20 protein-coding genes are annotated in these 25146 nt (G+C 53.6%); 9 read left to right on the top strand and 11 right to left on the bottom strand.

Going from position 1 to position 25146, the window contains the following annotated elements; translation table 11 throughout:
* A complete protein-coding gene (gene kdpA / locus NF683_RS14520) occupies positions 1–1692 on the bottom strand; it encodes a potassium-transporting ATPase subunit KdpA (RefSeq protein WP_198349914.1) in 1692 nt (563 codons plus the stop codon).
* A 9-nt stretch (positions 1693–1701) separates the two neighbouring features.
* Entirely contained in the window at positions 1702–1782 is an 81-nt protein-coding gene (kdpF, locus tag NF683_RS21445; protein WP_084183678.1) for a K(+)-transporting ATPase subunit F, read from the bottom strand.
* A gap of 207 nt (positions 1783–1989) precedes the next feature.
* Between kdpF and trkA the strand changes: the two genes are divergently transcribed.
* A complete protein-coding gene (gene trkA / locus NF683_RS14515) occupies positions 1990–3363 on the top strand; it encodes a Trk system potassium transporter TrkA (RefSeq protein WP_089037956.1) in 1374 nt (457 codons plus the stop codon).
* 52 nt (positions 3364–3415) lie between these two features.
* Here trkA and NF683_RS14510 read toward each other — a convergent pair whose 3' ends face one another.
* The 7 genes from NF683_RS14510 to NF683_RS14480 form a co-directional block, all read right to left on the bottom strand.
* Entirely contained in the window at positions 3416–4138 is a 723-nt protein-coding gene (locus NF683_RS14510) for an anti-sigma factor (RefSeq protein WP_253920291.1), read from the bottom strand.
* Positions 4135–4716: a sigma-70 family RNA polymerase sigma factor gene (locus tag NF683_RS14505; protein ID WP_253920290.1), complete on the bottom strand. Its 582-nt coding sequence runs from the start codon at positions 4714–4716 to the stop codon at positions 4135–4137. Before NF683_RS14505 ends, NF683_RS14510 begins: the two co-directional genes overlap by 4 nt.
* 174 nt (positions 4717–4890) lie before the next feature.
* Positions 4891–5415: a DUF3455 domain-containing protein gene (locus NF683_RS14500; RefSeq protein ID WP_089037954.1), complete on the bottom strand. Its 525-nt coding sequence runs from the start codon at positions 5413–5415 to the stop codon at positions 4891–4893.
* A 159-nt stretch (positions 5416–5574) separates the two neighbouring features.
* A complete protein-coding gene (gene ugpC, locus NF683_RS14495) occupies positions 5575–6690 on the bottom strand; it encodes a sn-glycerol-3-phosphate ABC transporter ATP-binding protein UgpC (protein WP_089037953.1) in 1116 nt (371 codons plus the stop codon).
* Positions 6678–8372 (bottom strand): alpha-amylase family glycosyl hydrolase, encoded by a 1695-nt coding sequence (locus NF683_RS14490; RefSeq protein ID WP_253920289.1) that lies wholly within the window; start codon positions 8370–8372, stop codon positions 6678–6680. Before NF683_RS14490 ends, ugpC begins: the two co-directional genes overlap by 13 nt.
* Positions 8373–8524: 152 nt before the next feature.
* A complete protein-coding gene (gene malT, locus NF683_RS14485) occupies positions 8525–11230 on the bottom strand; it encodes an HTH-type transcriptional regulator MalT (protein ID WP_253920288.1) in 2706 nt (901 codons plus the stop codon).
* Between the two features lie 118 nt (positions 11231–11348).
* Positions 11349–12872: a carbohydrate porin gene (locus tag NF683_RS14480; protein WP_193067663.1), complete on the bottom strand. Its 1524-nt coding sequence runs from the start codon at positions 12870–12872 to the stop codon at positions 11349–11351.
* A gap of 627 nt (positions 12873–13499) precedes the next feature.
* Between NF683_RS14480 and NF683_RS14475 the strand changes: the two genes are divergently transcribed.
* The 6 genes from NF683_RS14475 to NF683_RS14450 all read left to right on the top strand — a co-directional run bounded on the left by NF683_RS14475 (position 13500) and on the right by NF683_RS14450 (position 20687).
* The gene (locus NF683_RS14475) at positions 13500–14771 is read left to right on the top strand and encodes an ABC transporter substrate-binding protein (RefSeq protein WP_089037949.1); all 1272 of its coding nucleotides are present in this window, start codon (positions 13500–13502) and stop codon (positions 14769–14771) included.
* A 14-nt stretch (positions 14772–14785) separates the two neighbouring features.
* Positions 14786–15772 carry a carbohydrate ABC transporter permease gene (locus tag NF683_RS14470; protein ID WP_038483262.1) on the top strand — a complete coding sequence of 329 codons (987 nt, stop codon included), beginning with the start codon at positions 14786–14788 and terminating at the stop codon, positions 15770–15772.
* Complete coding sequence (locus NF683_RS14465) at positions 15772–16614, top strand: carbohydrate ABC transporter permease (protein ID WP_038483259.1); 843 nt, start codon at positions 15772–15774, stop codon at positions 16612–16614. Before NF683_RS14470 ends, NF683_RS14465 begins: the two co-directional genes overlap by 1 nt.
* Before the next feature lie 37 nt (positions 16615–16651).
* On the top strand, positions 16652–18268 hold the full coding sequence (locus NF683_RS14460) for an alpha-glucosidase (RefSeq protein ID WP_253920287.1): 1617 nt from the start codon (positions 16652–16654) through the stop codon (positions 18266–18268).
* 92 nt (positions 18269–18360) lie between these two features.
* Positions 18361–19467 (top strand): ABC transporter ATP-binding protein, encoded by a 1107-nt coding sequence (locus NF683_RS14455; protein WP_253920286.1) that lies wholly within the window; start codon positions 18361–18363, stop codon positions 19465–19467.
* A 188-nt stretch (positions 19468–19655) separates the two neighbouring features.
* Positions 19656–20687 (top strand): LacI family DNA-binding transcriptional regulator, encoded by a 1032-nt coding sequence (locus NF683_RS14450; RefSeq protein ID WP_456362362.1) that lies wholly within the window; start codon positions 19656–19658, stop codon positions 20685–20687.
* Between the two features lie 14 nt (positions 20688–20701).
* Here the strand turns inward: NF683_RS14450 and gap are convergent, their stop codons facing one another.
* Positions 20702–21706 (bottom strand): type I glyceraldehyde-3-phosphate dehydrogenase, encoded by a 1005-nt coding sequence (gene gap, locus NF683_RS14445; RefSeq protein WP_253920284.1) that lies wholly within the window; start codon positions 21704–21706, stop codon positions 20702–20704.
* A 211-nt stretch (positions 21707–21917) separates the two neighbouring features.
* On the opposite strand from gap, the gene pyk reads away from it, so the two are divergent.
* Both pyk and NF683_RS14435 read left to right on the top strand, forming a co-directional pair.
* Positions 21918–23384, top strand: coding sequence for a pyruvate kinase (pyk, locus tag NF683_RS14440; RefSeq protein ID WP_038483243.1), 1467 nt, complete (start codon positions 21918–21920; stop codon positions 23382–23384).
* 49 nt (positions 23385–23433) lie between these two features.
* Positions 23434–23910 (top strand): methylglyoxal synthase, encoded by a 477-nt coding sequence (locus NF683_RS14435; protein WP_038483239.1) that lies wholly within the window; start codon positions 23434–23436, stop codon positions 23908–23910.
* 37 nt (positions 23911–23947) lie between these two features.
* Here the strand turns inward: NF683_RS14435 and cra are convergent, their stop codons facing one another.
* Positions 23948–24925, bottom strand: a complete 978-nt coding sequence (gene cra / locus NF683_RS14430) for a catabolite repressor/activator (protein ID WP_253920283.1) — start codon at positions 24923–24925, stop codon at positions 23948–23950.
* Between the last annotated feature and the right edge of the window lie 221 nt (positions 24926–25146).

The following is a 25146-nucleotide window of genomic DNA, read 5'->3' as shown; positions in this document are numbered from 1 at the left end:
CTAGAAGCCTTGCGTCACGGCTTCAGCAATCGGGCCAAGCACTAACGCCGGTAAGAAGCCCAGCAGGTTAACAATCACAATCACACCGGCGGTCAATCCCATAAATGCCGGGCTATCCATCGGCAAGGTGCCGCGTCCCGCGGGTGCAGTGCGCTTCGCTGCCAGCCATCCGGCCACCGCTAATGGCACCAGCATGGGCAAGAATCGACCGACCATCAGGGTGATAACACAGGCAAGGTTCCACCACGGCGTATCATCGCCAAGCCCTTCAAAACCAGAGCCGTTATTGGCAAATGCAGAGGCAAATTCGTAAAGCACTTGGGTTAGGCCGTGAAAACCAGGATTTGAGGTTCCAGCAGCGTTAGGCATCGCTACGGTAAGCGCGGAGAGACCAAGAATGACTAACGGCTGTACCAGGATCGCTAGAGAGATCCAGCGCATTTCACGGGTTTCTAGCGGTTTGCCAAACAGCTCAGGCGCTCTACCAACCATCAATGAGCCAACGAAAGCCGCCAACATCAGATAGAGAAAGAAACCGATAAGCCCAACACCGATGCCACCAAAGGTGACGTTCACAAACATATCCATCAACACCATCATGCCGCCCATGGGGTTGAAGCTGTCGTGCATGGCGTTAACTGAGCCGTTCGATGTTTGTGTCGTCCAACTGCCCCACAAAGCGGAAAGATCGGTACCAAAACGCAGTTCTTTGCCTTCCAGATTAGCGCCGGGCTGGGAAAGCTCGACAAGCGCAGCATTCGGCATACGTTCCGAAGAAACCACAACCGAGGTGGAAATCAGCGAAAACGTCAGCATCACAGCACCAATACCCATCATTAATCGGCGTCGGCCACTAATAAGTGCGATGGCAATCAGTAATGCGAAGGGAATAATCGTCAGCGAAGCGGTTTCAATCACGTTGGCCAACGGCGTTGGATTTTCGAGCGGAACGCTAGAGTTTGGTCCATACCAGCCACCACCATTGGTGCCTAGCTGTTTGATCGCAACCATTGATGCAACCGGCCCTAAGGGAATCGACTGCACCTCTTCCACTTGCGAATCCAGCATTTCCACCTGATGCGCCGCTTGGTAGCTAGAAGGTACTCCTTGCGAGGTCAGTAACAGCGCCACCACTGCTGCCAGCGGCAACATAACGCGCACTAACGTGCGGGTCATATCATGATAGTAATTGCCAACCCCTTTTACCGTTCCCGCAGGCCGAGCCACTAGCAAAGTACGCGCTATGGCGACTAGCACAGCGAGCCCCGTAGCGGGGGTTAAAAACTGCAGCGTTACAATGGCAAAGGTTTGGCTTAGGTGGGAAAGCTGCGCCTGGCCCGAGTAGTGCTGCTGGTTAGTGTTGGTGGCAAACGATACCGCCGTATGCAGCGCTGTATCCCACTTCATACCAGGTATGCCGTCAGGATTCAGGGGCAATAAGCCCTGACACATAAACACCAGCCATGCCAGCAGTATCAAGCCTACATGCAGTTTCAGAATAGCTAGCGCATAGACTTGCCACGTCATTACGCTTTGACTATTAACGCCTGCTAATCGGTAGATAGGCGTTTCTATCACTCTGAATAGCGTGTCGATTCGACTGGGCTGAGTACTTAGCGCGCGGGCAATGTATATCCCTAATGGCACACCAAGTAATGCCACGATGGCATAAATGGCGATCATGTCGTTCATGGCAATCTCCTAAAAACGCTCGGGGCAAAATAGCGCGTAAAACAAGTACGCTGCTGTGCCGGTGGCGATTATCAACAGTGCAATATTCATCGATGTGCCTCCTTTGATTGGCCCCCAGAGCTTAGAGATTGCCTGCGTAAAAAATCGATGGCGTTTAAGGCGTTAGCCGTCAAAAAGATGTAAAAAAAACAACTTTTGGCCCATTAAGAGAGCTGCCTGCCATTGCTGCACTCGACAGCTTCCCTATAGATAGGTGACTATCTTCAGTGACATGTCGCCAGAGTGATCTAACCACCGATGAAGATTATTATTTTGGGTGCCGGCCAAGTTGGTGCCACCCTGGCGGAGCACCTTGCCCGCGAAGAGAATGACATCACCGTTGTCGATACCGACGGCGCAAAACTGCGCGAACTGCACACCAAACTGGATATCCGCACCGTGACGGGCTCGGCGTCATATCCCATTGTGCTGCGTCAGGCGGGCTGTGAAGACGCCGATATGTTGATTGCGGTGACCAACACCGATGAAATCAACATGATCGCCTGCCAAGTCGCCCATACGCTGTTTCGCACGCCTACCAAAATTGCCCGCGTACGCTCAACCGCCTACCTCACCCGTAAGGGGCTGTTTGCCCACGAAGCGATCCCTATTGATGTACTGATCAGCCCTGAACAAGTGGTCACGGATCATGTTCGCCGCCTGATTGAGCACCCCGGTGCGTTGCAGGTGTTGGAGTTTGCCGGTGGTTTGGTGCAGCTGGTGGCGGTCAAGGCGTTCTATGGTGGCCCGTTGGTGGGACAGGATTTAGCCTTTTTAGCCAAGCACATGCCCAATGTGGAAACACGCGTGGCGGCAATTTATCGCCGCAATCGGCCGATTATTCCCCGTGGCGATACGGTGATTGAAGCCGACGACGAGGTGTTTTTCCTGGCGGCACGGCGTGATATTCGCGCGGTAATGAGCGAACTACGCCGCGTTGAACGGGATTTCCGGCGGGTGGTGATTGCCGGTGGGGGCAATATCGGTGAACGTTTAGCCGAACACCTGGAGCACAGCCATCAGGTCAAGATTATCGAGCACAGTTTAGAGCGCTGTACTGCGCTTTCCGAGCGGCTTGACCGAACGGTGGTGCTACACGGCAGCGCCACCAGCAAGCGGCTGCTGGAAGAAGAGAACATCGAAGACTGCGATATCTTTTGTGCTCTGACCAACGACGACGAGGTCAATATTATGTCGTCGCTGCTGGCCAAACGCTTGGGCGCCAAGAAGGTACTGACGCTGATTAACAACGCTGCCTACGTGGACTTGGTTCAGGGGGGCGAAATCGATATCGCCATTTCACCCCAGCAAGCAACCATCGGTAGCCTGCTTACTCACGTCCGCCGCGGCGATATTGTCAATGTACACTCACTGCGCCGTGGCGCTGCGGAAGCCATCGAGGCGATCGCCCACGGTGACAAGCAGTCGTCCAAAGTGGTGGGCCGGACCATTGCTGAGATCAATCTGCCTGAAGGCACCACCATTGGTGCCATTGTGCGAGGCAAAGAGGTCATGATTGGCCATGGGGATGTGATGGTAGAGAGCGGCGACCACGTCATTCTGTTCGTGATTGATAAGCGGCGCATTCGTGACGTGGAGCGGCTGTTCCAAGTGGGATTAACGTTCTTTTAAGCCACCCGGAACTCGCCTGTGATGTCGTTAGCATCGTTCATAATGCTATGCGTTAAATCTCCACCGCGCGGCCAATAAACTCTATCGGGCCAGTTGGTAAACCAGTGGGCGAACCGGTGTCCTCTTCTAGCGTGAGTTCAAAGAGCTGGTTATTTTCAAGCGGCGGTAACTGGTCTAAACGCAGGCGCAGCGGTTGCCCTGGTTCTACTAGACCAAGTGAAACCGGCGCTTGCCAATCATCCGCCTTGGTCCAGAACTCCAGTGCTTTGCCTTCGGGCACTTCAAAAGCGCCTAACGGGATCAGTTGAATTTCCTGGCGGTTGGCGGCCTGTACGACCCACCCGGCTGATTGAGTTTGCGGCGCTAACAGCACCACCATATATTCCGGCGTTGTTGGTGCAGTGGAGACATTGGTCAATATCACGCCCATGGTCACCGCGGCAGCCAAACCAAGGCCGGTAGCGGTGCGCCAAAATGGTAGGCTGTGCACCAAGCGGCGTGGCGTTGGTGCCACCCTTGGAACACGCGCTGATCTTTTCGATGCGACGTGCATGCTGCGCTCTATGCGCGGCCACAAATAATCTGATGGGGTAACAGGATCAACGATCGCGGTGTAGGGGAAAAACTGCTCTTCCCAGTCAGCCACGATGGTTTGTAATTCTGGATCGTTGGCCAAGCGTGCCTCAAAGGCTTCTCGCTCAGCGATGGGTAACGAACCTAGCACGTACTCCCCTGCAAGTGCATAAAGGTCATCATTTTCGTTTGAACGCGTCATGACATACACTCCCGCAGGCGAAGCAAACTTCGCTTAATCCAGGCTTTAACAGTGCCTAGCGGCGCGCCAGTGTGTGCAGAAATCTCGGCATGACTTAACCCATCCACGTAGGCATGTAGCACACAGTTGCGGCGCTCGGTTTCCAATTGCTGCAAGCACTCATCCATCTGTTGGCCAGTCTGCCAGTCAAAGGCTTCCGCCGTTGTCGATAATGACTGTTGGTAGGTGTCATCATCGGCTAGCTCGCCTGGGTCGTTGATATCCACCCTGATTTCTCGGTCGCGCTGGCGAATAGCGTTTAATGCTAAGTGGCGGGCAATACTGAATATCCAGGTACGGGCAGAGCCCCGTTCGGGGTCGAAACTATCGGCTCGCTGCCAGATGTTCAGGCAAGCATCGTGGACAATGTCCTCAGCCATGCCGCGGTCTTTCACAATGCGCATGACAACGCCAAGCAGTCTGGCACCCTCTTGACGATAAAGCTGATGTAGTGCCGCTTGCTCACCACGCGCGCAGCGGGCAAGTGCATCAGCATAATCGAAGTCGTTAGCTATCGTAGACACGCCTATATCAGACACTTGCTAGCTCCCTGGTGACGCGCCGATACAGTCGCCACTACTGTTATCGCCGCTCTTTTGGCTAGCATAGCGGCTAGAGACTCGCGAGACGAGCCTCTAGCCTTACTTAGATGTGTTTCTTGAGAAAAACATTGCTTAGCAAAAGTGCTACTTACCACTAAGCAATAAAAGGACTTAGTTAGCTGTCCAGAAAATATAATCTGCTTGATAGGTGACGACTGCAGTGGCACCGTCATGGCCATCATCGCAAGCCACATCGGGTGCGACACCACCTTGAGTGTTCAGGCGTTGAATGTAGCTAACGCCAGTCATTGCGCCCTCACCTTCCGCAGGATTGGCTTCAACGAGCTGCAACGGGATATTGCCATCACCATTCGCGGCAGTTGCCAACTGAGTGCCGGTAACTTTGGAGCCATCCAACGCTTCCCAAGTAGCAGGCGGGCCATAGTAGCTGCCAACTTGAGCACCATTACTGTCGTTCAGCGCAGCGTGGGGGCCTTTGAATACCCAGCCCATAGTACCGTCACCTTTAGCTTCGCACATGTAGGTAATCGCACCCACACCCACTGTTTCCAGAGCGACGGTATTGCCATCGGGCACTTGAACGTCGGCAGGCGTCATATCGGCCAGCGCAACGTGACTGAAGGATGCAATCAAGGTAGCGGCGAGTGCTGCACGCGTAAGAGGTTGGATAGTCATTTCAGTCTCCTTGGGTTTTGTATCAACCACTACAAAGTGTGGCTGTATAGGGGATACACACGAGAAGACGTTTTGGATGCACTCTTTATAGAAAATAATTAAGAAAAAAGCGCCTAAAAAATTTGAGGCGCTTTTTATGTATATAAATCAGCTGATTAATTATTGGCTAACGCCATCTACTGCAACCTGCCGGGGGCAGGCATTGCCACTGTGATCAAACAGGTGGCAATGCTGGCCTGCAAGCCCCAAACGCACCGTTTGGCCCTCTTCCAGATGGGTCAAACCATCTAAACGCTGGGTGAGCGGAACGCTAATACCTGCTACCTGCCAATGCGCCAACGTTTCGTAACCCAGCTTTTCCGCCACCATTAAGGTCGCACTCAGTGTGGCTTCTGCCTGTTCGGCTGCGACAAAATCTTCTGCCCGCAGCCCAAGCGTTGCGCTATCCCCTGCCTGAAGATGCTTGCCATTGACCGCCACTGCCAGCGTGTCACCGCTATGCAGACGCACGACTGTTTGACGTTCACCTGGGTCTACCACCGTGACGGGAAAGGTATTAATCCGCGGCGAGCCGATGAACTCGGCCACTTCAAGGGTTTTAGGGAAGTGATAGAGCGAAAGCGGCGCGCCGACCTGGGCGATACGGCCACGGGAAAGCAGCACAATACGGTCAGCCAGCGTCATCGCCTCCACTTGATCGTGGGTCACGTAGATCATGGTGGCGTTCAGGCGCTTATGCAGCGCCGCAATTTGCACCCGCATATCCACCCGCAGCGCGGCATCCAGGTTAGAAAGCGGCTCATCGAACAAAAAAACCGCGGGCTCTTTTACCAAGGTACGGCCAATCGCTACCCGCTGACGCTGGCCACCGGAAAGATCTTTAGGTTTGCGTTCCAGCAGTTCAGTCAAGTGCAACATGTCAGCGGCATGCTGAACGCGACGACGAATCTCGGCTTTATCAGTGCGCGCCAACTTTAAGCCAAAGGCCATGTTTTCCGCCACGCTCATGTGCGGGTACAGCGCATAAGATTGGAACACCATGCCGATATCCCGCTCCTGGGGCGGAATCTCATTGATCCGCTGACCATCAAGCTGCATATCGCCTTCGGTGATGTCTTCCAGGCCTGCGATCATACGTAGCAAGGTGGATTTTCCGCAGCCAGAGGGGCCAACGAAGACCACGAACTCGCCATCTTCGATCGTAAGATCGATATCCCGAGAGATTTCCACACCGTCAAAGGATTTACCAATACCGCTAAGCGTTAAACGTCCCATGGTGCATCCTCCTCGGACTGTGGGCAGCAGGCAATCGCCACGCCGTAAGGTGGCAGCCGAAGTTGCCCATCCTGCCACTCGCCGTTTAGCCAAGCAGGCGAACCCTTGAGAGATTCAGCGCTTTTAGGCGCCGTGCGAGTGACGGTTTGGTCGCTAAAATTCAGTGCAATCAGCAGACGTGAGTGTTGATAGGTACGCTCTAAACAGAGCACCTCATCATGCACGGCGTGATAGCGCACCTGGCCTTTTACTAGCGCAGGCTGGGTGCGGCGAAACGCTAAAAAATCACGGTAGGCATTGAGCAACGAACCGGCATCGTTATCTTGCTGATCAACGGCGAGACTGGCGTGCGAATCGGGCACTGGCAGCCAGGGCGTGACATCGCTAAAGCCAGCGTGTCGCGCATCGGCTTGCCAAGGGTGTGGCGTTCGGCAACCATCGCGACCTTTATAGGCAGGCCAAAAGGTGATGCCCGCCGGGTCAACCAACTGCTCAAACGTCAGTTCGGCTTCTGGCAAACCAAGTTCTTCACCTTGGTAAAGGCACACACTGCCCCGCTGGGTAAGCAAAAACACCATATAAAGCCGTAGCTTATCCAGCTGTCCTTCAGCCTGCCAGCGGGTGGCAAGGCGGGTGACATCGTGATTTCCTAGTGCCCAACAGGGCCAACCATCGCCAATCCGAGCTTCCATTTCGGTGAGCGTTTTATGCAAATAACCAGGATCGGCTTTGTCGGTCAGCAGGTTAAAGGAGTAGCACATGTGCAGGCGATTGCCGCCTTGGGAGTATTCCGCCATCACGCCCAGGGCGTCATCGTCACCAACTTCTCCCACGCTCGTCGAGCCAGGGTACTCATCGAGCAGGCCGCGCAGGCGTTCTAAAAACACCACGTTTTCCGGCTGGGTTTTATCATGCTGATGCAGCTGGTAGCCATAAGGGTTGTCCGGGCGAACACCTAAAAAGCTTTCGGTTACTGCTGCGCGCGGAGGATTATCCTTGAGCTCGCCGTGGGTGCAGAAATTCACAGCATCAAGACGGAAGCCATCGACGCCCCGCTCCAGCCAAAAGCGCGCTTCTTCCAGAATGGCATCCACCACGGCGGGAGTGCGGAAATTGAGATCCGGCTGACTGGCCAGGAAGTTATGCAGATAGTACTGGCAACGGCGCGTATCCCACTGCCAGGCGCTACCACCAAACACCGACTGCCAGTTGGTCGGTGGCGCACCATCAGGTTTGGGATCGGCCCAGACATACCAGTCTGCTTTCGGGTTATCACGACTTTTGCGGCTCTCTTCAAACCAGGCGTGCTGGTCAGAGGTATGTGACATTACCTGATCAATCGTCACCTTCAGCCCTCTGGCATGGGCAGCTTCAACCAGGCGATCAAAGTCTTCCAGGGTGCCAAACATCGGGTCAACACCACGGTAATCGCTAATATCGTAGCCGAAGTCTTTCATGGGCGAGGTGAAAAACGGCGACAGCCAAATGGCATCGACGTTTAGCGAGGCAATGTAATCCAGCTTATCGATCAGCCCTTTTAAGTCACCAATCCCATCGCTCTGGCCGCCCTTGCCGTCGCTATCCATAAAGCTGCGCGGGTAAATTTGGTAAATCACTGCGCCGCGCCACCAGTCAGCGCCTTGGCTGCCAACGTAGTGGGAAGTAGAAGATGCCTGCATCATTATATTGTCCTTATCATTTCCTGTTGATTGGCATGATGCAGCGTTGATCGAAAGATAAAATCCTCCCCTAGAGGTAGCGGTGGGCGTAGGTATTAGGAGTAGGTGTTAGGAGTAGCCGCTACCGCCGCCCTTAAGCACTGTTTACTCGCCTCTTATTCTCCTTGAATATGCGCCAATAATTGCCCCGCCAGCGCAATAGCTTCATCCCGCCGCCGAATATTCTGTTTTTGATAAAGGCTGCGGATATGCGTTTTGATGGTGGTGGGCGCCACCGATAGCTGTTCAGCGATCTGCTCATTAGAGAGCCCAGCATGAATCAGCCCCAAGATTTGCCACTCTCGGCGAGTGAGTGGCGACGTACGGATAAGTTCAGGCACATCGGGCCGTGCCACAATGTTGGCAATGACTGTCTCGTCCAGCATCAAGCGGCGAGCGCTGCCAAAATCTTTTTGGCGGCCAGCTAAGGTCAACAACCGCTCCGCGCGAGCCTGTTCAAGGGGGGCTAAGCTGTTACTTGCTAATAACGTCGACAGCAGCTCCCCAAGTGGTTTGCCTATCCGTAAAAAGCTGCCTACCAATGCGGTGCGGGAAGCTAAACGGAGTGCCTGCTGTATATGGTTACTTGCCTGAGTGGTTTTCCCCTGATGCCAAGCCACCGCCGCTAAGCACAGCTGGTTGCGATTCGCATCAGTCACTAATCCCAGCCGCTGGGTGTGCTCTTCAAGGGCATCCAGCAGTTCGCGGGCCTCTGCGTAGCGCCCCAATAGTGTTAATGCACGGGCATGGTTACGCACGTTGCACTGGGAAAAGTGATTGGTGGCATGCTCGGTAAGTGGTTCTGGCGCTTCTTGGCGCCAACGCTCGACCGCATCCATATCGTGTGTCGACTGCCACCACGCCAACAGCGTTGCATGGGCATTGGCTACCCAATCAATGTGGTAATCCCCTTCTGAGAGAATTTTACGCAGCCTACGAATGTGGTCGGCACACTGCGCTTGGTCTCCCCGGCTCTGGGCGACTTTAGCGAGCTGAATATGGCACTGAAGTGTCCAGCGCTCGCCTTGATTGTCTAACACCGCAATACCTTTCAACGCTGCCTGCTCGGCTTCGTCTAAGCGATGCCACTCCCAAAGCACCTGGCTGCGAATGCGGTACAAAAACTCCGCGACCGGCAAATGTTCAAGTTCGGCGCGTTCTAGATGAGCAAAGGCGCGCTCTTGAATATCGTAGGCGGCCTGCAAGCGTCCCTGAGCCACCAGGGTTTCAGACTGATGACAGTATGACCACAGCAGCAGTTGATGATCGTTACGCTGACGAGCTTGGCGCTCTACTTCTCTAACGCGCTGAAGCGACTCTTCCAGATAACCCAGAACAAAGCGTGCTTCACTAAGAATAGCGGTGGCGGTTAGCGGTGTTGACGCCAGATAGCGAGCAGGCGCCGCGAGCGCTTGCTCAGCCAGTGGCGCTGCACGCTCAGCATCACCATGGTTAATCGCCAATTGGGCACGCAATGTGGCAAATTCAGCACTCAATGCCTGCCATTCGGGCTCATCCAGCTGCGCCTCTATCCATCCGATCACTCGTGCCGTGATATCAAACTGAAATTGCCCATGGGATACCCAGCCATAGAGCAGCGTATGCTCCGGACGTTTTGAAAGTCGCGGTTCGCCCAACAGCGCAAAACCTTGCGCTAATAACGCATAAGCTCCACTGGCTAGTAATGCAGGGCCCTGCGCGGTCAATAAGCTGGCAACGTCCTCTTGCTCCTCGGCTAAGATTGCCTGGCGCAGCGCCATGACCGGATCATTTAGCGCTAACCACGCCTGGCTTGCACGCTGGTGTAGCCTTCGCTGGGTGGCTAAATCAAGCTCGTGGCGGCGGTGGCGAAGATACTCGCCAAACAGTCGCTGAAAGCGAAACCACTGGCTATGCGGGTCGGGGCGTTCAATGAATAGCCCAGCTTGCTCAAACGCTTCCAAGCGCTGAGTTAATCGCTCCCCTTCCAAAAGGCGCGCCATTAGCTCGGGCGAAAAGCGTTCTAATACTCCCAACTGAAGCATCAGCTCGCGCTCTTCAGCAGGAAGCGCGGCAGCGAGCAGTTCATCAAACCAAGCGACAAAATCAGGATGCGCACCGCCTAAACGCTCTACCAGCGCATCAAATCCCGCACGCGTGGTGGTTCGCTCAACCAGCCAGTTAAGCGCTACAATCCAGCCACCGCTTCTACGCAACGCACGTTCAAGGCTTACTCGGGTGGGCGGAAAACTTAGCTGTTCGGCACACAAGGTGTGTGCTTCTTCGCTGTCAAAGGCCAATCCATGAAGGTCGATCTCTTCAAGCTCCCCTCTCAATCGCAAACTCGCCAAACCAAGCGCGGGTCGCGAGCGGCTCGCCAGTGTCAAGGTCAACCAAGGCGGCTGATGACGCAGCCAGTGAGCGACACCCGCCAAAATATCGGGATGGGTCACGTGTTCAAATTCATCGACGACGAAACGACACGGGGAACGTTGTTCGGGTAACTCTCCCAACCAGCGTTCAAGCTGCTCGATGCAGTCAGCATTGTCAGCCATGGGCGAAAGCACATAGGTGTCATCGAACAGTTTGTTCAACGCTGCCCGCCAGTAGGTTAGAAAGCGAGCTGGCTGGTTATCACGCTGATCCAATCGTAACCAAGCGGCCTCCTGCTCCAGCGCGGGTAACCGTTCGGCCAACAGTGTCGTTTTGCCATAACCCGAGGGCGCTGCCAGCACTAGCAGGCGGGTACGCTCGTTTAAGGCGAAATGATCATTTAGACGTGGCCGGGCCACCACACTAAGCGGCAGCGGCGGAGCCTTTAGCTTTTCTTGGAGTAACGACATCAGCGCCTCCCGATATCAGTGCTTTTACCTAACAAAAAGCCCGCGACACGTCGCGGGCAATCAGCATTGGAGAAACAGTTTTCGCTAGCGAGCAGCGGCTTACGCTTAGAACCTCTTCTTAGAACCATACCTCGCTTTGTATGCCAAAGGTAAATTCACCGCCAGTAAATCCATCGCTACCTAGAGAGCTGGCACCGTAGCTATTAAGGCTCTCGTCCCAGTCGCTGTAAGTCGTGAATAAACGGATCTCAGGACGCTTCCAGAAACCACCGACTTCCGGCTTGAAAGTCGGTGCGATAGTGAACTTCATATAGTCACCATCAACCGCGTTACGGTCACTGTAACCCTGTGGATCTAAATCCATCCACTGATAGCTAGCTTCGTACTGCATTTCGAAATTCTGATTGATTTCATTGGCCAGACGCACGTTTAGCGTAGCCCAATCATAGCTGTCACCGTTAGCGAAACGATCTTCACTGGTTTCAGCCAGTATCGACGGTGCAATACGCCACGTCGGTGCAATATAGGTCGTTCCGTATAGCGCCAGCCGCGTTGCGGTCGCATCATCCGTCAGGTCGCCGTTGCTACCCAACCCTTTAACTTCGGCCCCTAAGCCTTGGCCGTGCAGTACAGCGGCCTTAAAGTTACCTTCGCCCATGCCGAAGAAACTGTCGCCGTGGTAAGCCACCATGGTATGCCAGCCGGTATCAGCCGCGGTTTGGCCCACGCCAATATCACGCTCATCGTTATCAGCAGCAGACATGCCGTTGACCATGACCTGCCAGTTACCGAAGTAATTATTAGAGGTCAGCACGAGGTTATCCGTATCGCTATTTTCTCCATCTAAACCGGGATTTTCACGGTTGACGAGCGGATAGTCGCTGAAGCTGCGGCCATAAACTGAAAGGTTACTCTTCCAGTTATCGGCTAGCTGCATGTCGTATATACCGCCACCGGTACCGGCGAGGAAGACAACATCGCTATCTAGCCAATGGATATCAAAGTTATCGCGGTCAAAACGCTTACCGGCCCAAATGGAAGCGTTTTCAAACGCGCCGGTAAAGCTTGGTAAGTCACTAAATTCGGCATACACCTGGCGCACGTTTAGGTTGGTATCGTCACCTACCCAATCGTTACTGGAATTAGTACCAGCAGCCAACATCGTGGTGTAACGGGCTTTTGCACCGTTATCAAACTGCATGCGGTAGTTAAGAATGGCTTCAGAGTATGTATCCGGCTCGTTGCCCAAACGACCAACGGCACCGCCATTGCCACCCGCGGGTGTTAGATAAGGACCAGCTGGTGCGCTTTTGCCATCTTCACCAATTAGCAGGCCGGAACGCGCATAGACATTAAAGGAGAATCCCTCTTCACCGCTGGATTGGCGCTCTACACGGGCAAGGCGTTCTTCAATATCAGCATTGGTGGCGGGCGCACTTGACGATGGTGCAGCATGTCCCTGCTCAGCTAACTCCGCGCGACGTTCTGCAGCCTCCGCCCGCTGCTCGGCAGCCGCAATTCTTGCTTCTAACTGAGCAAATCGCTCTTCCAATGTTGTGTCGGCGCTAGCAGTGCCACACAGCCCAAAACTGGCAGCGGCGATGGCAATGGCGAGAGGTGTTTTGAATGTCATTTTGTGCATTGTTTTAAACCCTAATTTATTAAGCCCTTGTTTTTAAAAGCCACACCCTTAAAACCCATGCTCTTAAAAGCTGTATTCCTAAGAGCTGTATTCCAAGGAGCTGTGTTCCTAAGAGCTATGCTTTAAGAAAAGCGTTTTAAAAATCGCTTTAAAAACTTGGCTTTAAATCTTTTATTTTTGAGATTTTGTTGAAAACGTAAGTTTCTGATGCTTTTGCTTTAAACCTTCCTTCGAGCCAAAGCCATCAGTCTGTCGCTTTACTGCACGGATAGCCCACGCTCATCAACACGCCCAACGACTCTCCCACTGAGTGGCGCTAAACGCTGTTCTGCGAACCGAATCCAGCAGATTATGTTGCAAAGCAACTACGTTTTATCCCGCTAGATAACGGTAGAAAGAACTTAATCGATTAAGAGGTAGTAAACCAACAAGAAATCACTAATTATCGACCAATGTCTAAACTGTTCATTAGGTTAGAAAAAAGTGATGCAATGGCATTAGACAAAAGTCGCTATTGAACTTGTCACGAGGAGACGGCTAACTGGCACCTTACTTAATCGTTTAAGTAGGCACTACAAGCGCTTTTAACACTCATTACCCATAACAACAAATGCCGAGGAACGCCCTATGAAAAAGACACTACTCACTTCTGCCATTGCTTTGGCTAGTCTCGCTAGCGCCACAGGCTCTGCCCAGGCGGCTGAGTTAACCATTTCTTGTGGAGCTGTTGGTGCGGAACTTACTCTTTGCCAAGAAGGTGTGAGCGCCTGGGAAGAGAAGACCGGCCACAGTGTCGATGTGGTTTCAACGCCAAACTCATCTACTGAACGTTTGTCACTCTACCAACAAATTTTATCCGCCAATTCTAGCGACATTGATGTCATGCAGATCGATGTTGTCTGGCCCGGCCTACTCGCTAATCACCTGCTTGATTTAAGCGAAGTGCTTGGTGAAGACGCCGCGGCAGGCCACTTCGACACCATTGTCACCAACAACACTATCAATGGCCGCCTAGTTGCGATGCCCTGGTTTACCGACGCAGGTGTTCTGTATTACCGCGAGGACTTGCTGGAGAAACATGGCCATGACGTACCGACTACGTGGCAAGAACTGACCGACATCGCGCGTGATATCAAAGATGCCGAGCGCGCAGAAGGCAATGATCGTATGCAGGGTTTTGTCTTCCAGGGGCGTGCTTATGAAGGACTTACCGTCAATGCACTGGAGTGGGTATCAAGCTTCGGTGGCGGCACCGTGGTAGATCAGAATGGCGAAGTCACCATCAATAACGAGAAAGCTGCTGAAGCGCTGAATTTAGCAGCCTCATGGATTGGCGATATCTCTCCGGAAGGCGTGCTGAACTATACCGAAGAAGAAGCCCGTGGTGTCTTCCAGGGCGGCAATGCCGTATTTATGCGCAACTGGCCATACGCCTGGTCACTGGCTCAAAGCGAAGATAGCGATGTACGTGGCAGCGTCGGCGTTACCCAATTGCCCGCAGGTGGAGAAGACGGTCGAAGTGCAGCCGGCTTAGGCGGTTGGAACTTAGCAGTATCCCGCTATAGCGAACATCCCGAGCTTGCCGCTGACCTGGTCGCTTTCTTAACCGGTGAAGAAGAGCAAAAGCGTCGTGCTATCCAAGCGTCCTACAACCCCACCATCGATGCGCTTTACCAAGATGAAGAGGTACTGGAAGCCGTGCCATTCTTTGGCACTCTTTACGACACCTTCACCAACGCCGTCGCCCGTCCGTCAGCACCTACCGGGGATGCCTATGGCCGTGTTAGCAATGCCTTTTTCAGCACTTCCCATGATGTGCTTTCGGGCACTAAAACTGGCGCTGACGCCGTCGCTGACCTCGAAGGCGATTTACTCCGCCTGAAGCGTCGCAACTGGTAACCGCGGAGATACCTATGTCGACCTCTTCTAACAACAGCGCGCCCCTGGAGGCGCGCTCAGCCGCAGCGCCAGCGCGTCGGCATCGCGGCACTAAAGTACGCCGTCAGCGGGTCAAAGCGGCTTGGCTGTTCTTGGCTCCCATGCTGATCGCATTAACATTGGTGGCTGGCTGGCCGTTAATGCGAACATTTTTTCTAAGCTTTACCGATGCCTCACTGTCGGACCTGGGTGCGGCTAATCTAATCGGGTTTGAAAACTATCTGGTTTACGACAATGGCCGCTGGTTCGGGGTGCTTGCTGACCCAGTCTGGTGGCAATCTGTTTGGAATACGGTTTATTTTTCGGTGGTATCTGTCTCTTTAGAAGTCATTTTCGGTGTCATTGTGGCGCTGATTCTAAATGCGGAGTTTAAAGGTCGGACGATTGTTCGCGCGGCAGTGCTGATTCCGTGGGCAATCCCTACTATCGTTTCCGCGCAAATGTGGGCATGGATGCTCAACGATCAGTTCGGCATCATCAACCACCTGCTAATGACGGTTGGGATTATCGATAATCCTATCGCCTGGACGGCTAGCGCGACTTACTCAATGTGGGCCGTCATCATGGTTGATGTCTGGAAAACAATTCCGTTTGTTGCTCTGTTGGTATTAGCCGCCCTACAGATGTTGCCAAAAGACTGCTACGAAGCCGCAGAAGTAGACGGCATTCATCCCGTGCGTGTGTTCTTCAAAGTTACCTTGCCGCTGATTACGCCTGCCTTGATGGTGGCGGTGATTTTCCGCCTTCTAGATGCCCTGCGAGTGTTCGACGTGATCTACGTACTGACGTCTAACTCGACCAGCACGATGTCGATGTCAGTCTATGCGCGTCAGCAGTTGGTTGAGTTCCAGGATGTTGGTTACGGCAGTGCTGCCTCTACCCTGTTGTTCTTGATTATTGCCCTGGCCACCGTTGCTTACCTCTATTTAGGCCGTAACAAAATACAACTAGGAGGTGACTGATGAACCAACGTCAGTTAGCCAAAATTGCCAAGCGCGTCGGCTTTTGGGCCTTAATTGCGCTGATTATGGTATACGCCGTTTTCCCATTTTATTACGCGGTCATTACCTCACTTAAACCTTCCAGCGAGCTTTTCCGGGTTGAACTTTGGCCCTCAAATTGGAACCTGGATAACTATGCGCAGATTTTTAGCCAGTCGAGCTTTATCCGTGCGATTTTTAACTCAATAGTCGTAGCATTTAGCGTTGTTTTCATCGCGCTGCTACTGGGGATCACCGCCTCCTATGCGCTGGGCCGAGTTCGCTTCCGTGGTCGCTCGACCGTCATGCTGGTCATTCTTGGGGTTTCCATGTTTCCTCAGGTTGCGGTGCTCTCAGGTTTGTTTGAGGTGATTCGCGCACTAAATCTCTACAACAATCCCGCTGGTCTCATTCTGAGCTACACCATTTTCACGCTGCCCTTCACCGTCTGGGTACTTACCACCTTCATGAAAGAACTGCCCATGGAGTTGGAAGAAGCCGCCATTATGGATGGCGCTACGCCCTGGATTACGATTACTAAAGTTTTCCTACCGCTAATGTGGCCCGCCATGGCAACCACTGGCCTGCTCGCCTTTATTGCTGCGTGGAATGAGTTTCTGTTTGCCTTAACCTTCACACTCACTGATGCACAGCGCACCGTGCCTGTTGCCATTGCCCTGCTGTCAGGTGGTAGCGCCTACGAGCTGCCCTGGGGGCCAATCATGGCCGCGTCGGTCGTCGTCACCGTGCCCCTGGTTATCTTGGTCATCATTTTCCAACGTCGCATTGTTTCAGGCTTAACTGCGGGCGCAGTTAAAGGCTAAGCGTGGGTGTTATTTACGTTTTATTAAGGATTTATTCATGCAAGACAACCTGACCTGGTGGCGCGGCGGCGTTATCTATCAAATTTACCCGCGCAGCTTCCTAGACAGCCGTGGCGACGGCATTGGTGACTTGAAAGGCATTACCGAAAAGCTCGATTACGTCGCTTCTTTGAATGTTGACGGTGTCTGGCTGTCGCCTTTCTTTACGTCTCCCATGCTCGATTTCGGCTATGACGTCAGCGACTACCGTGACGTTGATCCGATGTTTGGCACCCTGGATGATTTCAAGGCGTTGCTCGACAAGGCCCATTCACTTGGGCTGAAAGTGATGATTGATCAAGTCATCAGCCATACCTCTGAACAGCACGCTTGGTTTAAAGAGAGCCGCCAGAATCGTACCAATCCCAAAGCCGATTGGTTTGTATGGGCAGACCCTAAGCCCGATGGCACACCCCCTAATAACTGGCTATCTATTTTTGGCGGCCCTGCCTGGACCTTTGATTCACGCCGCCAGCAGTATTATCTACACAACTTTTTGACCAGCCAGCCGGATGTCAACTTCCACAACCCGGAAGCTCGTCAGGCACAACTGGACAACATGCGCTTCTGGCTGGATCTTGGCGTTGATGGTTTCCGCCTTGATACCGTCAACTTCTACTTCCACGACACCGAGCTGCGCGACAACCCACCGGTGCCCAAAGGCGAATCCAAAACCCTGGGCGCTCCAGAGGCTAACCCCTACACGTGGCAGCGTCATGTCTACGATATTAGCCGCCCTGAAAACGTAGATTTCTTAAAAGACTTACGCGCCTTGATGGACGAGTATCCCGGCACTACGACCGTGGGCGAAATCGGCGATGACAACCCACTTGAGCGCATGGCTGAGTACACCGCAGGCGGTGACAAACTGCACATGGCTTACACCTTTGACTTGCTCAATAAGCCACGCTCCGCCAGCTATATTCGTCATGTTATTGAGCGCTTTCAGCGCTTAGCGGGCGATGCCTGGCCCTGCTGGGCAACATCCAACCATGATGTTGAACGCAGCGCGTCACGCTGGGGTGCTGAAGAAGATCCCATTGCTTATCCTAAAGTGATGCTCGCCATGCTGTTTTCCCTACGCGGCAGCGTCTGCCTTTATCAAGGGGAAGAGTTAGGGCTGCCAGAAGCCGACGTGCCCTTCGAGCGCATTCAAGACCCTTACGGCAAAGTGCTCTGGCCAGAGTTTAAAGGCCGAGACGGGTGCCGCACGCCGATGCCATGGACCGATGGCACCCAGGCAGGTTTCTCGGCCATTGAGCCATGGCTCCCGGTAGAAAAACGCCACCTGCCATTGGCGGTTAGCCGACAGCAAACGAACCCGGACTCAACGCTTAACGGTGTGCGCCGGATGCTGGCTTTCCGCCAAGCGCACTCCGCGCTGTTCGACGGTGATTTACAGCTGATTGAGGTTGGCGAGGAGTTACTGGGCTTTATTCGTCAAAATGGCCAAGACAAAGTGCTGTGTGTCTTTAACCTGACGGGGAATGAGCTGCAAACAGCACTCCCCTTAGACGTCATCGGTGACCTGGAAGGACACGGCTTCACTACGGCACGTCAAGATAATGTGCTGACGCTGCCCGCCTATCAAGCCGCCTTCATGCACGTTGCTTAGTCACATCAATGGCAATACTCAATAACAACATTCAATAACGATAGTCGGCCCGATACGAGGAATGCAGCATTGAGGCCGACAAGGAGCTAACCATGGCAAGTGTTACGCTTGAAAAGATCAACAAAGTATTTGGTCGCGATCACATTATTAAAGACGTTGACCTGACCATTGGCGATGGTGAATTTGTCGTCTTTGTTGGCCCATCCGGCTGTGGCAAATCCACGCTGCTGCGCCTTATCGCGGGTCTTGAGTCAATCACCGACGGTGACTTAAACATTGGTGACACGCTGGTCAATGACCTTCCCCCACGTGAACGTGGTGTGGGCATGGTGTTCCAGTCGTATGCTCTTTACCCGCACATGACCGTTTATGACAACATGGCCTTTGGCTTGAAGCTTGCCAAAACAGACAAAGAGACGGTCCATGAACGGGTAATGAGTACCGCTAAAATTTTGCAGCTTGAAGACCTGTTACACCGCAAGCCGAAAGCACTGTCGGGCGGTCAGCGCCAGCGTGTTGCAATGGGCCGTGCGATGGCTCGGGAACCTCGCATTCTGCTTTTTGATGAGCCGCTTTCCAACCTGGATGCGTCGCTGCGAGTACAAATGCGCAACGAGATCGCTAGGCTGCACAATCGCCTGGGCTCTACGATGATTTATGTGACCCACGACCAAGTCGAAGCAATGACCCTGGCAGATAAAATCGTGGTGCTAAAAGGCGGCCATATCGAGCAAGTAGGCAGCCCACATGAACTTTATCAACGCCCAGCCACCAAGTTTGTCGCCGGTTTTATCGGTTCACCGACGATGAATTTTATGCCCGCGGAGCTTGCCAGCGGTTCAACAGATGGTTGCCGGGTGACTGCAAAAGGCTTGGGAGAAGTCTCACTTCCCCAAGCCGCAGATAGCTATCACACAGGCAGCTCGCTTACCTTAGGCATACGCCCCGAGCACCTACGTTTAGAGGCACCCAAGGGCGATAATTGCTTTGAAATTTTCAATGTTGAGTACCTGGGTAATGAGGTCTATGTCTACCTAGAACCCAAAGAGGGCGATACACTGCTTATCCACCGCAGCGAAGCCCCAAGCAAGTGGGAAGAAGGCCAAAAAGTATCCCTGGTGCCTGACATTGAGCATGTGCATCTATTTGATGAAAGCGGTGCGGCGTTGATGCTTTCTGAGGCACGCTCTGCGGCTTAACGAACGCTATCGACTGAGCTGTTGCTGAGCGAACAACGGCCTTTGATGCTACTACCTGTATAGCAACGGTAGTGGAAACAACGTCAAGGCCGTATTTTTGTGCGCCAGATTCAATTCATTAGCCTGCGATGTAAAATAACGCCCAAATAATTAAACAGGATAGGAAACCCGTGACTGCCCATCGTCGAATGACTCTCAAGGATCTTGCCACAGAACTCGGCGTTTCCACCGCGACAATATCAAACGCTTTCAACCGCCCCGACCAGCTTTCGCCTCTGCTACGCGATCGTATTTTAAGCGAGGCCAAACGCCTGGGGTATAACGGTCCAGATGCCAAGGCCCGGAGTTTGCGCACTGGGCGCTCTAGCATTGTTGCGGTTATTCTTGCCGAAAGCCTGACCTACAGCCTCAATGATGCTGTCGCCAGTGAATTTTTATCCGGTGTCGCTGAAGTACTCGATGCACATGGGCATACCATGCTGCTACTGCCTGGCCGGGGTCATGCCTCCCAGCCGCCAGGGTCTGCAAACATTGCCGATGGCTTTATCGTTTACGGCCTGATGCCTAATAACAAGCTGCTAAGCGAGCTGCCTGCGCAGCGGCCACTGGTGTCTGTGGATTTCGACATTGATGGCAGCCCGACTGTGCATATCGATGACCAAGACGCGAGCTACCACCTTGCCCAGCACGCGTTAAAAACGCGTCCACAGCGGCCTGCGGTGGTTAATCTTCGTCTGACAAAAGAGTATTGCAACGGCCGAATAAGCAATCAGCACACCCTACTTCCAGACAGCAGCACCATCAGCCGTGCGCGCCTGGCCGGATTTCATGCTGCACTCACCGAACATGGCTTTGATGCTGAACAGATCCCACTATGGAATATCGAAGAGAACGTGTTTGATGTGTGCTCTCCTGTGATCACAGAAATCCTCGACCAGCCTGCCACGCAGCGCCCGGATCTGCTGCTATGCATGTCAGACCGCATTGCACTTACCGCGCTGACGCTGGCCGAACAGCGTGGCATTCACGTACCGGGGGAGCTAAGAATTACCGGCTTTGATGGCATTGCTGAAGGGCAGTATAGAGCACCGCGTTTAACGACCGTGCGCCAGGACAGTGCGGGCAAGGGCCGCGTGGCGGCAAAAATGATTCTAGGACGGATACCCAAAACCCAGCAGCTACTCAAAACAGAGTTGCTGCTGGGCGACACTTGCCCATAAGGGTCAGTCAGGTGTTATTTGGCCGTTTTCTGTATGGCAAGGGCGGTATCTAACATACGGTTGGAGAAACCCCACTCGTTGTCGTACCACGCCATAATTTTCACCAGGCGGCCATTCACACGGGTGTGATTAGCATCAAAAGTAGATGAATGCGCATCATGATTGAAATCAATAGACACCAGCGGTTGTGCATTAACCGCTAGCACAGACGAGTTCGCCGCTGCTTTTTCAACAATGGCGTTGATCTCTTCTTTGCTGGTATCGCGACTTGCCGTAAATGTTAAATCTACCAGGGAAACGTTGATCACCGGCACGCGTACGGCTAACCCATCAAACTTACCTGCTAGTTCCGGCAAGACCAAACCAACGGCCGCTGCTGCGCCTGTTTTGGTCGGAATCATCGAATGCGTCGCACTACGCGCGCGGTAAGGGTCGGAGTGATAAACATCCGATAGGTTCTGGTCGTTGGTGTAGGCATGGACCGTGGTCATCAAGCCATTTTCAATGCCTACAGCATCGTTTAACGCTTTGGCGACAGGCGCCAAGCAGTTAGTCGTGCACGACGCATTGGAGACCACCGTATGTTCAGCCGTCAAAATATCGTCATTAACGCCATATACGATAGTAGCGTCAGCATCGGGGCTGGGGGCAGAGATCAACACACGCTTGGCACCCGCTTCTATATGCTTGGCAGCGGCTTCTCGCTTAGTGAACAAGCCTGTGCACTCCATGACGAGATCAATGTTCATGGATGCCCAAGGAAGCTGGCTAGGATCACGCTCAGAAGAGATCGCGATGCGATCGCCATCCACACGAATACTTTCGGCATCATGCTCAACGGCAAAAGGAAAGTGGCCGTGAACCGTATCGTGACGCAGCAGGTGCGAGTTTAGGGAAGGATCACCCAAATCATTAATCGCAACCACTCGGACACGATCCCGATAGCCATTTTCGTACAGCGCACGTAGTACGTTACGACCAATCCGTCCAAATCCGTTAATAGCAACTCTTATTGTCATGATGGCACCTCAATCAAGCAGTGGTAGTCGATGGCGTATCCAGTAAAAAAATTACTAAAAATACGTATTTATTCACCTTTAGGTCAATTTTTACCTATCCAAACTGCCCTTAAAGGCTAATAACATCCCAATATGTAGTAAAATTACTATATAAAGGCTATCGTAGTCCAATAATTAATCACCGCCAAGATGGTCAACAGGAGTAACGTTTATGACTCGCTCAACATCTCCCACTCCCCTTCGCCGCACCAAGATTGTCGCGACGCTTGGTCCAGCAAGCGATCGCCCTGGCGTGCTGGAAGCCATGCTAAAAGCGGGCGTTGATGTCGTGCGGCTAAATTTCTCCCATGGCGCTGCAGACGACCATCGCCGCCGTTTGAAAGAGGTACGCGAGATTGCCCAGCGACTAAATCGCAGCGTTGCCGCCTTGGGTGACCTGCAAGGGCCAAAAATCCGTATATCGCGCTTTGCCGAAGGTGCCGTTCACTTGGACATTGGCCAGGCCTTTGTGCTCGACATGGCGTTGGATGCCAACAGCGGCACGGCCGAGCGCGTCGGCTGTGATTACAAGTCGCTGATTGACGATGTCGCCCCTGGTGACCGGCTACTGCTGGATGATGGCCGTGTCGTGCTGGACGTCACCTCGATTATTGGTCAAGAAGTCCACACACGCGTTCACGTAGGTGGCAAGCTTTCCAATAACAAAGGCATCAACAAGCAAGGCGGTGGATTATCCGCCCCGGCGCTTACCGAAAAAGATAAAGAAGACCTTAAAACCGCGATCGATATCGGGGTGGATTACCTGGCGGTATCGTTCCCACGCAGCGCTGCTGATATGCAAGAAGCGCGTGACCTGCTCGGCGAAGCAGGCAAGGAAATAGGTCTGGTTGCCAAGCTTGAGCGCGCCGAAGCGGTTGCCGATGATGAGACACTGGATGGCATTATCGAAGCCTCTGAAGCCGTGATGGTCGCCCGAGGCGACTTAGGCGTAGAAATTGGCGATGCCGCACTGATCGGCACTCAAAAACGCATCATCAAGCATGCTCGCACGCTTAACCGTGCGGTCATTACCGCCACACAAATGATGGAGTCGATGATTGAGTCGCCACTGCCCACCCGCGCGGAAGTATTCGACGTGGCTAACGCAGTGCTGGATGCCACCGACGCCGTCATGCTCTCTGCGGAAACCGCCGCGGGTGACTATCCGGTAGAAACCATTCAAGCGATGGATCGAGTATGCCTCGGCGCTGAGCGCGAACGTATTGCTCAGTCATCCGGCCACCGTATTCATGAAGGCTTCGAGCGCATTGATGAAACCATTGCCCTCTCTGCCATGTATGCCGCTAACCACCTCACCGGGGTACGCGCCATAGCCTGTATGACCTCGACAGGTTATACGCCACTGATTGCCTCACGCATTCGCTCTGGTCTGCCGATTGTGGGACTTGCACATAGCCCGATTGCCCAACGGCGCATGGCGCTTTATCGCGGCGTCGTGTCGATCCCCTTCGACACCACCCATATGGACCCTAAAGAGCTCAACCAAGAAGCCGTCAAGCTACTGCAAGCGCATGGTTTGGCACACCCTGGCGATCATGTCATTCTTACCCGCGGCGACCACATGAACGCCCACGGCGGCACTAACACCATGAAAGTGCTGGCCGTTGAAGAAGCGTAAATCTAACTGTGACCTGAAATAGCCGGAATGTTAACTGGAGAGCCATGCCATGAGCGACGCACGTCCACCCCGCCAAGCCGTTCGTACGCTGCAACCGCGTAAACGCATTGCGCTAATTGCCCACGACGGCAAAAAAACCGAAATGCTGGAGTGGGCAACACGCTGGCAGGAAACGCTCAGCCAGCACACTCTCATTGGTACGGGGACGACCGCTGGGCGGCTCAAAAATGCGCTTGGCCTAGAGGTCGAGGGGTTGATGAGCGGGCCGCTGGGCGGTGATCAGCAAATTGGTGCGCGGATTGCCGAACAACAGCTAGACGTGCTGATTTTCTTCTGGGATCCGTTTGCCCCTCAGCCCCACGATCCTGATGTCAAAGCGCTGCTGCGTTTAGCCGCGCTATGGAACGTGCCGGTGGCATGCAATGCGGCGAGCGCCGACTTTTTACTGTCGTCGCCCTACCTCAGTGAACGCTACGATATGTCTATTCCGGATGCACAGGCCTGGGCTCAAGCCCGCACGGTATAGCTCTTAACAACTCAAGCTCTGAACGAATCAATGGGGCTTATCGGGTACGCAGGTGGCGCGCCACAACCTGCTGCCCACACTGATAGTCACCGTTCATGGCACTCAAGGCGCAGCGCAGGGTGAGTTCAGCAATGCGATCATAATCTTGCAAGGCTGAATTCACCGGTTGCGGCAGAAAATCCAGCAAACGGTGGTCGCCAAAGGTGGCTAACCGCATATTCTCTGGCAGCCCACCGCGCTCCAGAAACACGTCAAACACCCCTTCCATCAGCACATAAGACGCGGTGATCAACGCATCAGCGCCCCCCTTCTCATCCAGCAGTTGAGCGGCAAGACGGGCGCCTTCGCTACGCTCGTAGTGCGTACCGCTAAGTAAAACCGGCTCGATAGAGGTGTCTTGTAGCGCTGACTGAAAACCCACCCTCCGCTCGCGACTGATCGACAAGCTTGGCATCGCTTCTAACCACGCCACCCGCCGCGTGCTACCCGTAATGACCGAGCGCGTTAGCGCATATGCCGCGTCTTGATCGTTACTGACGACACTGGCAAAACGCGTCGGCGCAAGCCCTCGGTCCATTCCCACAACGCACCAACCTTCATCTACCAACTCAGAATAGAAAGTGTCCTCTTCGGCAAGGCAGCTGGCGGTAATAAGCACCTCACAACGCTGCGCGCGAAGCGCCAATGCCAAAGCCCGCTCGCTATCGGCACAGTCATCTGAGCTAGCCACCAACAGCTGATAGCCCTGCTCTCTCGCGCCACGCTCTAAGCGCTTCGCGAGCCGCGCATAGCTGATATTTTCAAGGTCCGGCACGATCAATCCAATCAGCCGACTTGCCCCACGACGCAGCGCCGCTGCCTGCGGGTCAATGTGATAGCGATGCTGCCGCACGACCGCCATTACTTTCTCAATGGTGGCATTACTAATACGCCGTTGCTCGGCCTGGCCATTAATTACATAGCTCGCCGTGGTGCGCGATACGCCCGCAAGCCGGGCAATGTCGGCAAGTGTCATGCAATTCTCCCTCTGGTTGCCGGTGTAGTTTATCAGCCGATTCTCCCCACCCAGACTAAAGTCTAGAAAGACAACCCTTGTGTCTTTAAGTGAATCGATTCAGCATAGCCAACTAACCACAGATGACACGATTCATCCAGCGAAGCTCAACGCTCTACGACCAACGTTTAAGCATGATCACGCTGCAGACATTACCCTTGGCTGACAGCGTTTACAGGAGA

Origin of the sequence: Halomonas sp. MS1 (assembly GCF_024182575.1) — a bacterium.
In the GTDB taxonomy this organism is placed as follows: Bacteria; Pseudomonadota; Gammaproteobacteria; order Pseudomonadales; family Halomonadaceae; genus Vreelandella.
Note: the sequence above shows the minus strand (reverse complement) of the source record. Positions and strands in the feature narration are given on the sequence as shown.

Excerpts from the sequence above, each read along its gene's own strand:
- NF683_RS14450 (WP_456362362.1), top strand. The coding sequence starts at position 19,656 with ATGACTCTCAAGGATCTTGCCACAGAACTCGGCGTTTCCACCGCGACA.
- NF683_RS14475 (WP_089037949.1), top strand. The coding sequence starts at position 13,500 with ATGAAAAAGACACTACTCACTTCTGCCATTGCTTTGGCTAGTCTCGCT.
- NF683_RS14510 (WP_253920291.1), bottom strand. The coding sequence starts at position 4,138 with ATGACGCGTTCAAACGAAAATGATGACCTTTATGCACTTGCAGGGGAG.
- pyk (WP_038483243.1), top strand. The coding sequence starts at position 21,918 with ATGACTCGCTCAACATCTCCCACTCCCCTTCGCCGCACCAAGATTGTC.
- trkA (WP_089037956.1), top strand. The coding sequence starts at position 1,990 with ATGAAGATTATTATTTTGGGTGCCGGCCAAGTTGGTGCCACCCTGGCG.
- NF683_RS14480 (WP_193067663.1), bottom strand. The coding sequence starts at position 12,872 with ATGCACAAAATGACATTCAAAACACCTCTCGCCATTGCCATCGCCGCT.
- kdpF (WP_084183678.1), bottom strand. The coding sequence starts at position 1,782 with ATGAATATTGCACTGTTGATAATCGCCACCGGCACAGCAGCGTACTTG.
- gap (WP_253920284.1), bottom strand. The coding sequence starts at position 21,706 with ATGACAATAAGAGTTGCTATTAACGGATTTGGACGGATTGGTCGTAAC.
- NF683_RS14455 (WP_253920286.1), top strand. The coding sequence starts at position 18,361 with ATGGCAAGTGTTACGCTTGAAAAGATCAACAAAGTATTTGGTCGCGAT.
- NF683_RS14500 (WP_089037954.1), bottom strand. The coding sequence starts at position 5,415 with ATGACTATCCAACCTCTTACGCGTGCAGCACTCGCCGCTACCTTGATT.
- NF683_RS14460 (WP_253920287.1), top strand. The coding sequence starts at position 16,652 with ATGCAAGACAACCTGACCTGGTGGCGCGGCGGCGTTATCTATCAAATT.
- NF683_RS14435 (WP_038483239.1), top strand. The coding sequence starts at position 23,434 with ATGAGCGACGCACGTCCACCCCGCCAAGCCGTTCGTACGCTGCAACCG.
- kdpA (WP_198349914.1), bottom strand. The coding sequence starts at position 1,692 with ATGAACGACATGATCGCCATTTATGCCATCGTGGCATTACTTGGTGTG.
- NF683_RS14490 (WP_253920289.1), bottom strand. The coding sequence starts at position 8,372 with ATGATGCAGGCATCTTCTACTTCCCACTACGTTGGCAGCCAAGGCGCT.
- cra (WP_253920283.1), bottom strand. The coding sequence starts at position 24,925 with ATGACACTTGCCGACATTGCCCGGCTTGCGGGCGTATCGCGCACCACG.
- ugpC (WP_089037953.1), bottom strand. The coding sequence starts at position 6,690 with ATGGGACGTTTAACGCTTAGCGGTATTGGTAAATCCTTTGACGGTGTG.
- NF683_RS14465 (WP_038483259.1), top strand. The coding sequence starts at position 15,772 with ATGAACCAACGTCAGTTAGCCAAAATTGCCAAGCGCGTCGGCTTTTGG.
- malT (WP_253920288.1), bottom strand. The coding sequence starts at position 11,230 with ATGTCGTTACTCCAAGAAAAGCTAAAGGCTCCGCCGCTGCCGCTTAGT.
- NF683_RS14470 (WP_038483262.1), top strand. The coding sequence starts at position 14,786 with ATGTCGACCTCTTCTAACAACAGCGCGCCCCTGGAGGCGCGCTCAGCC.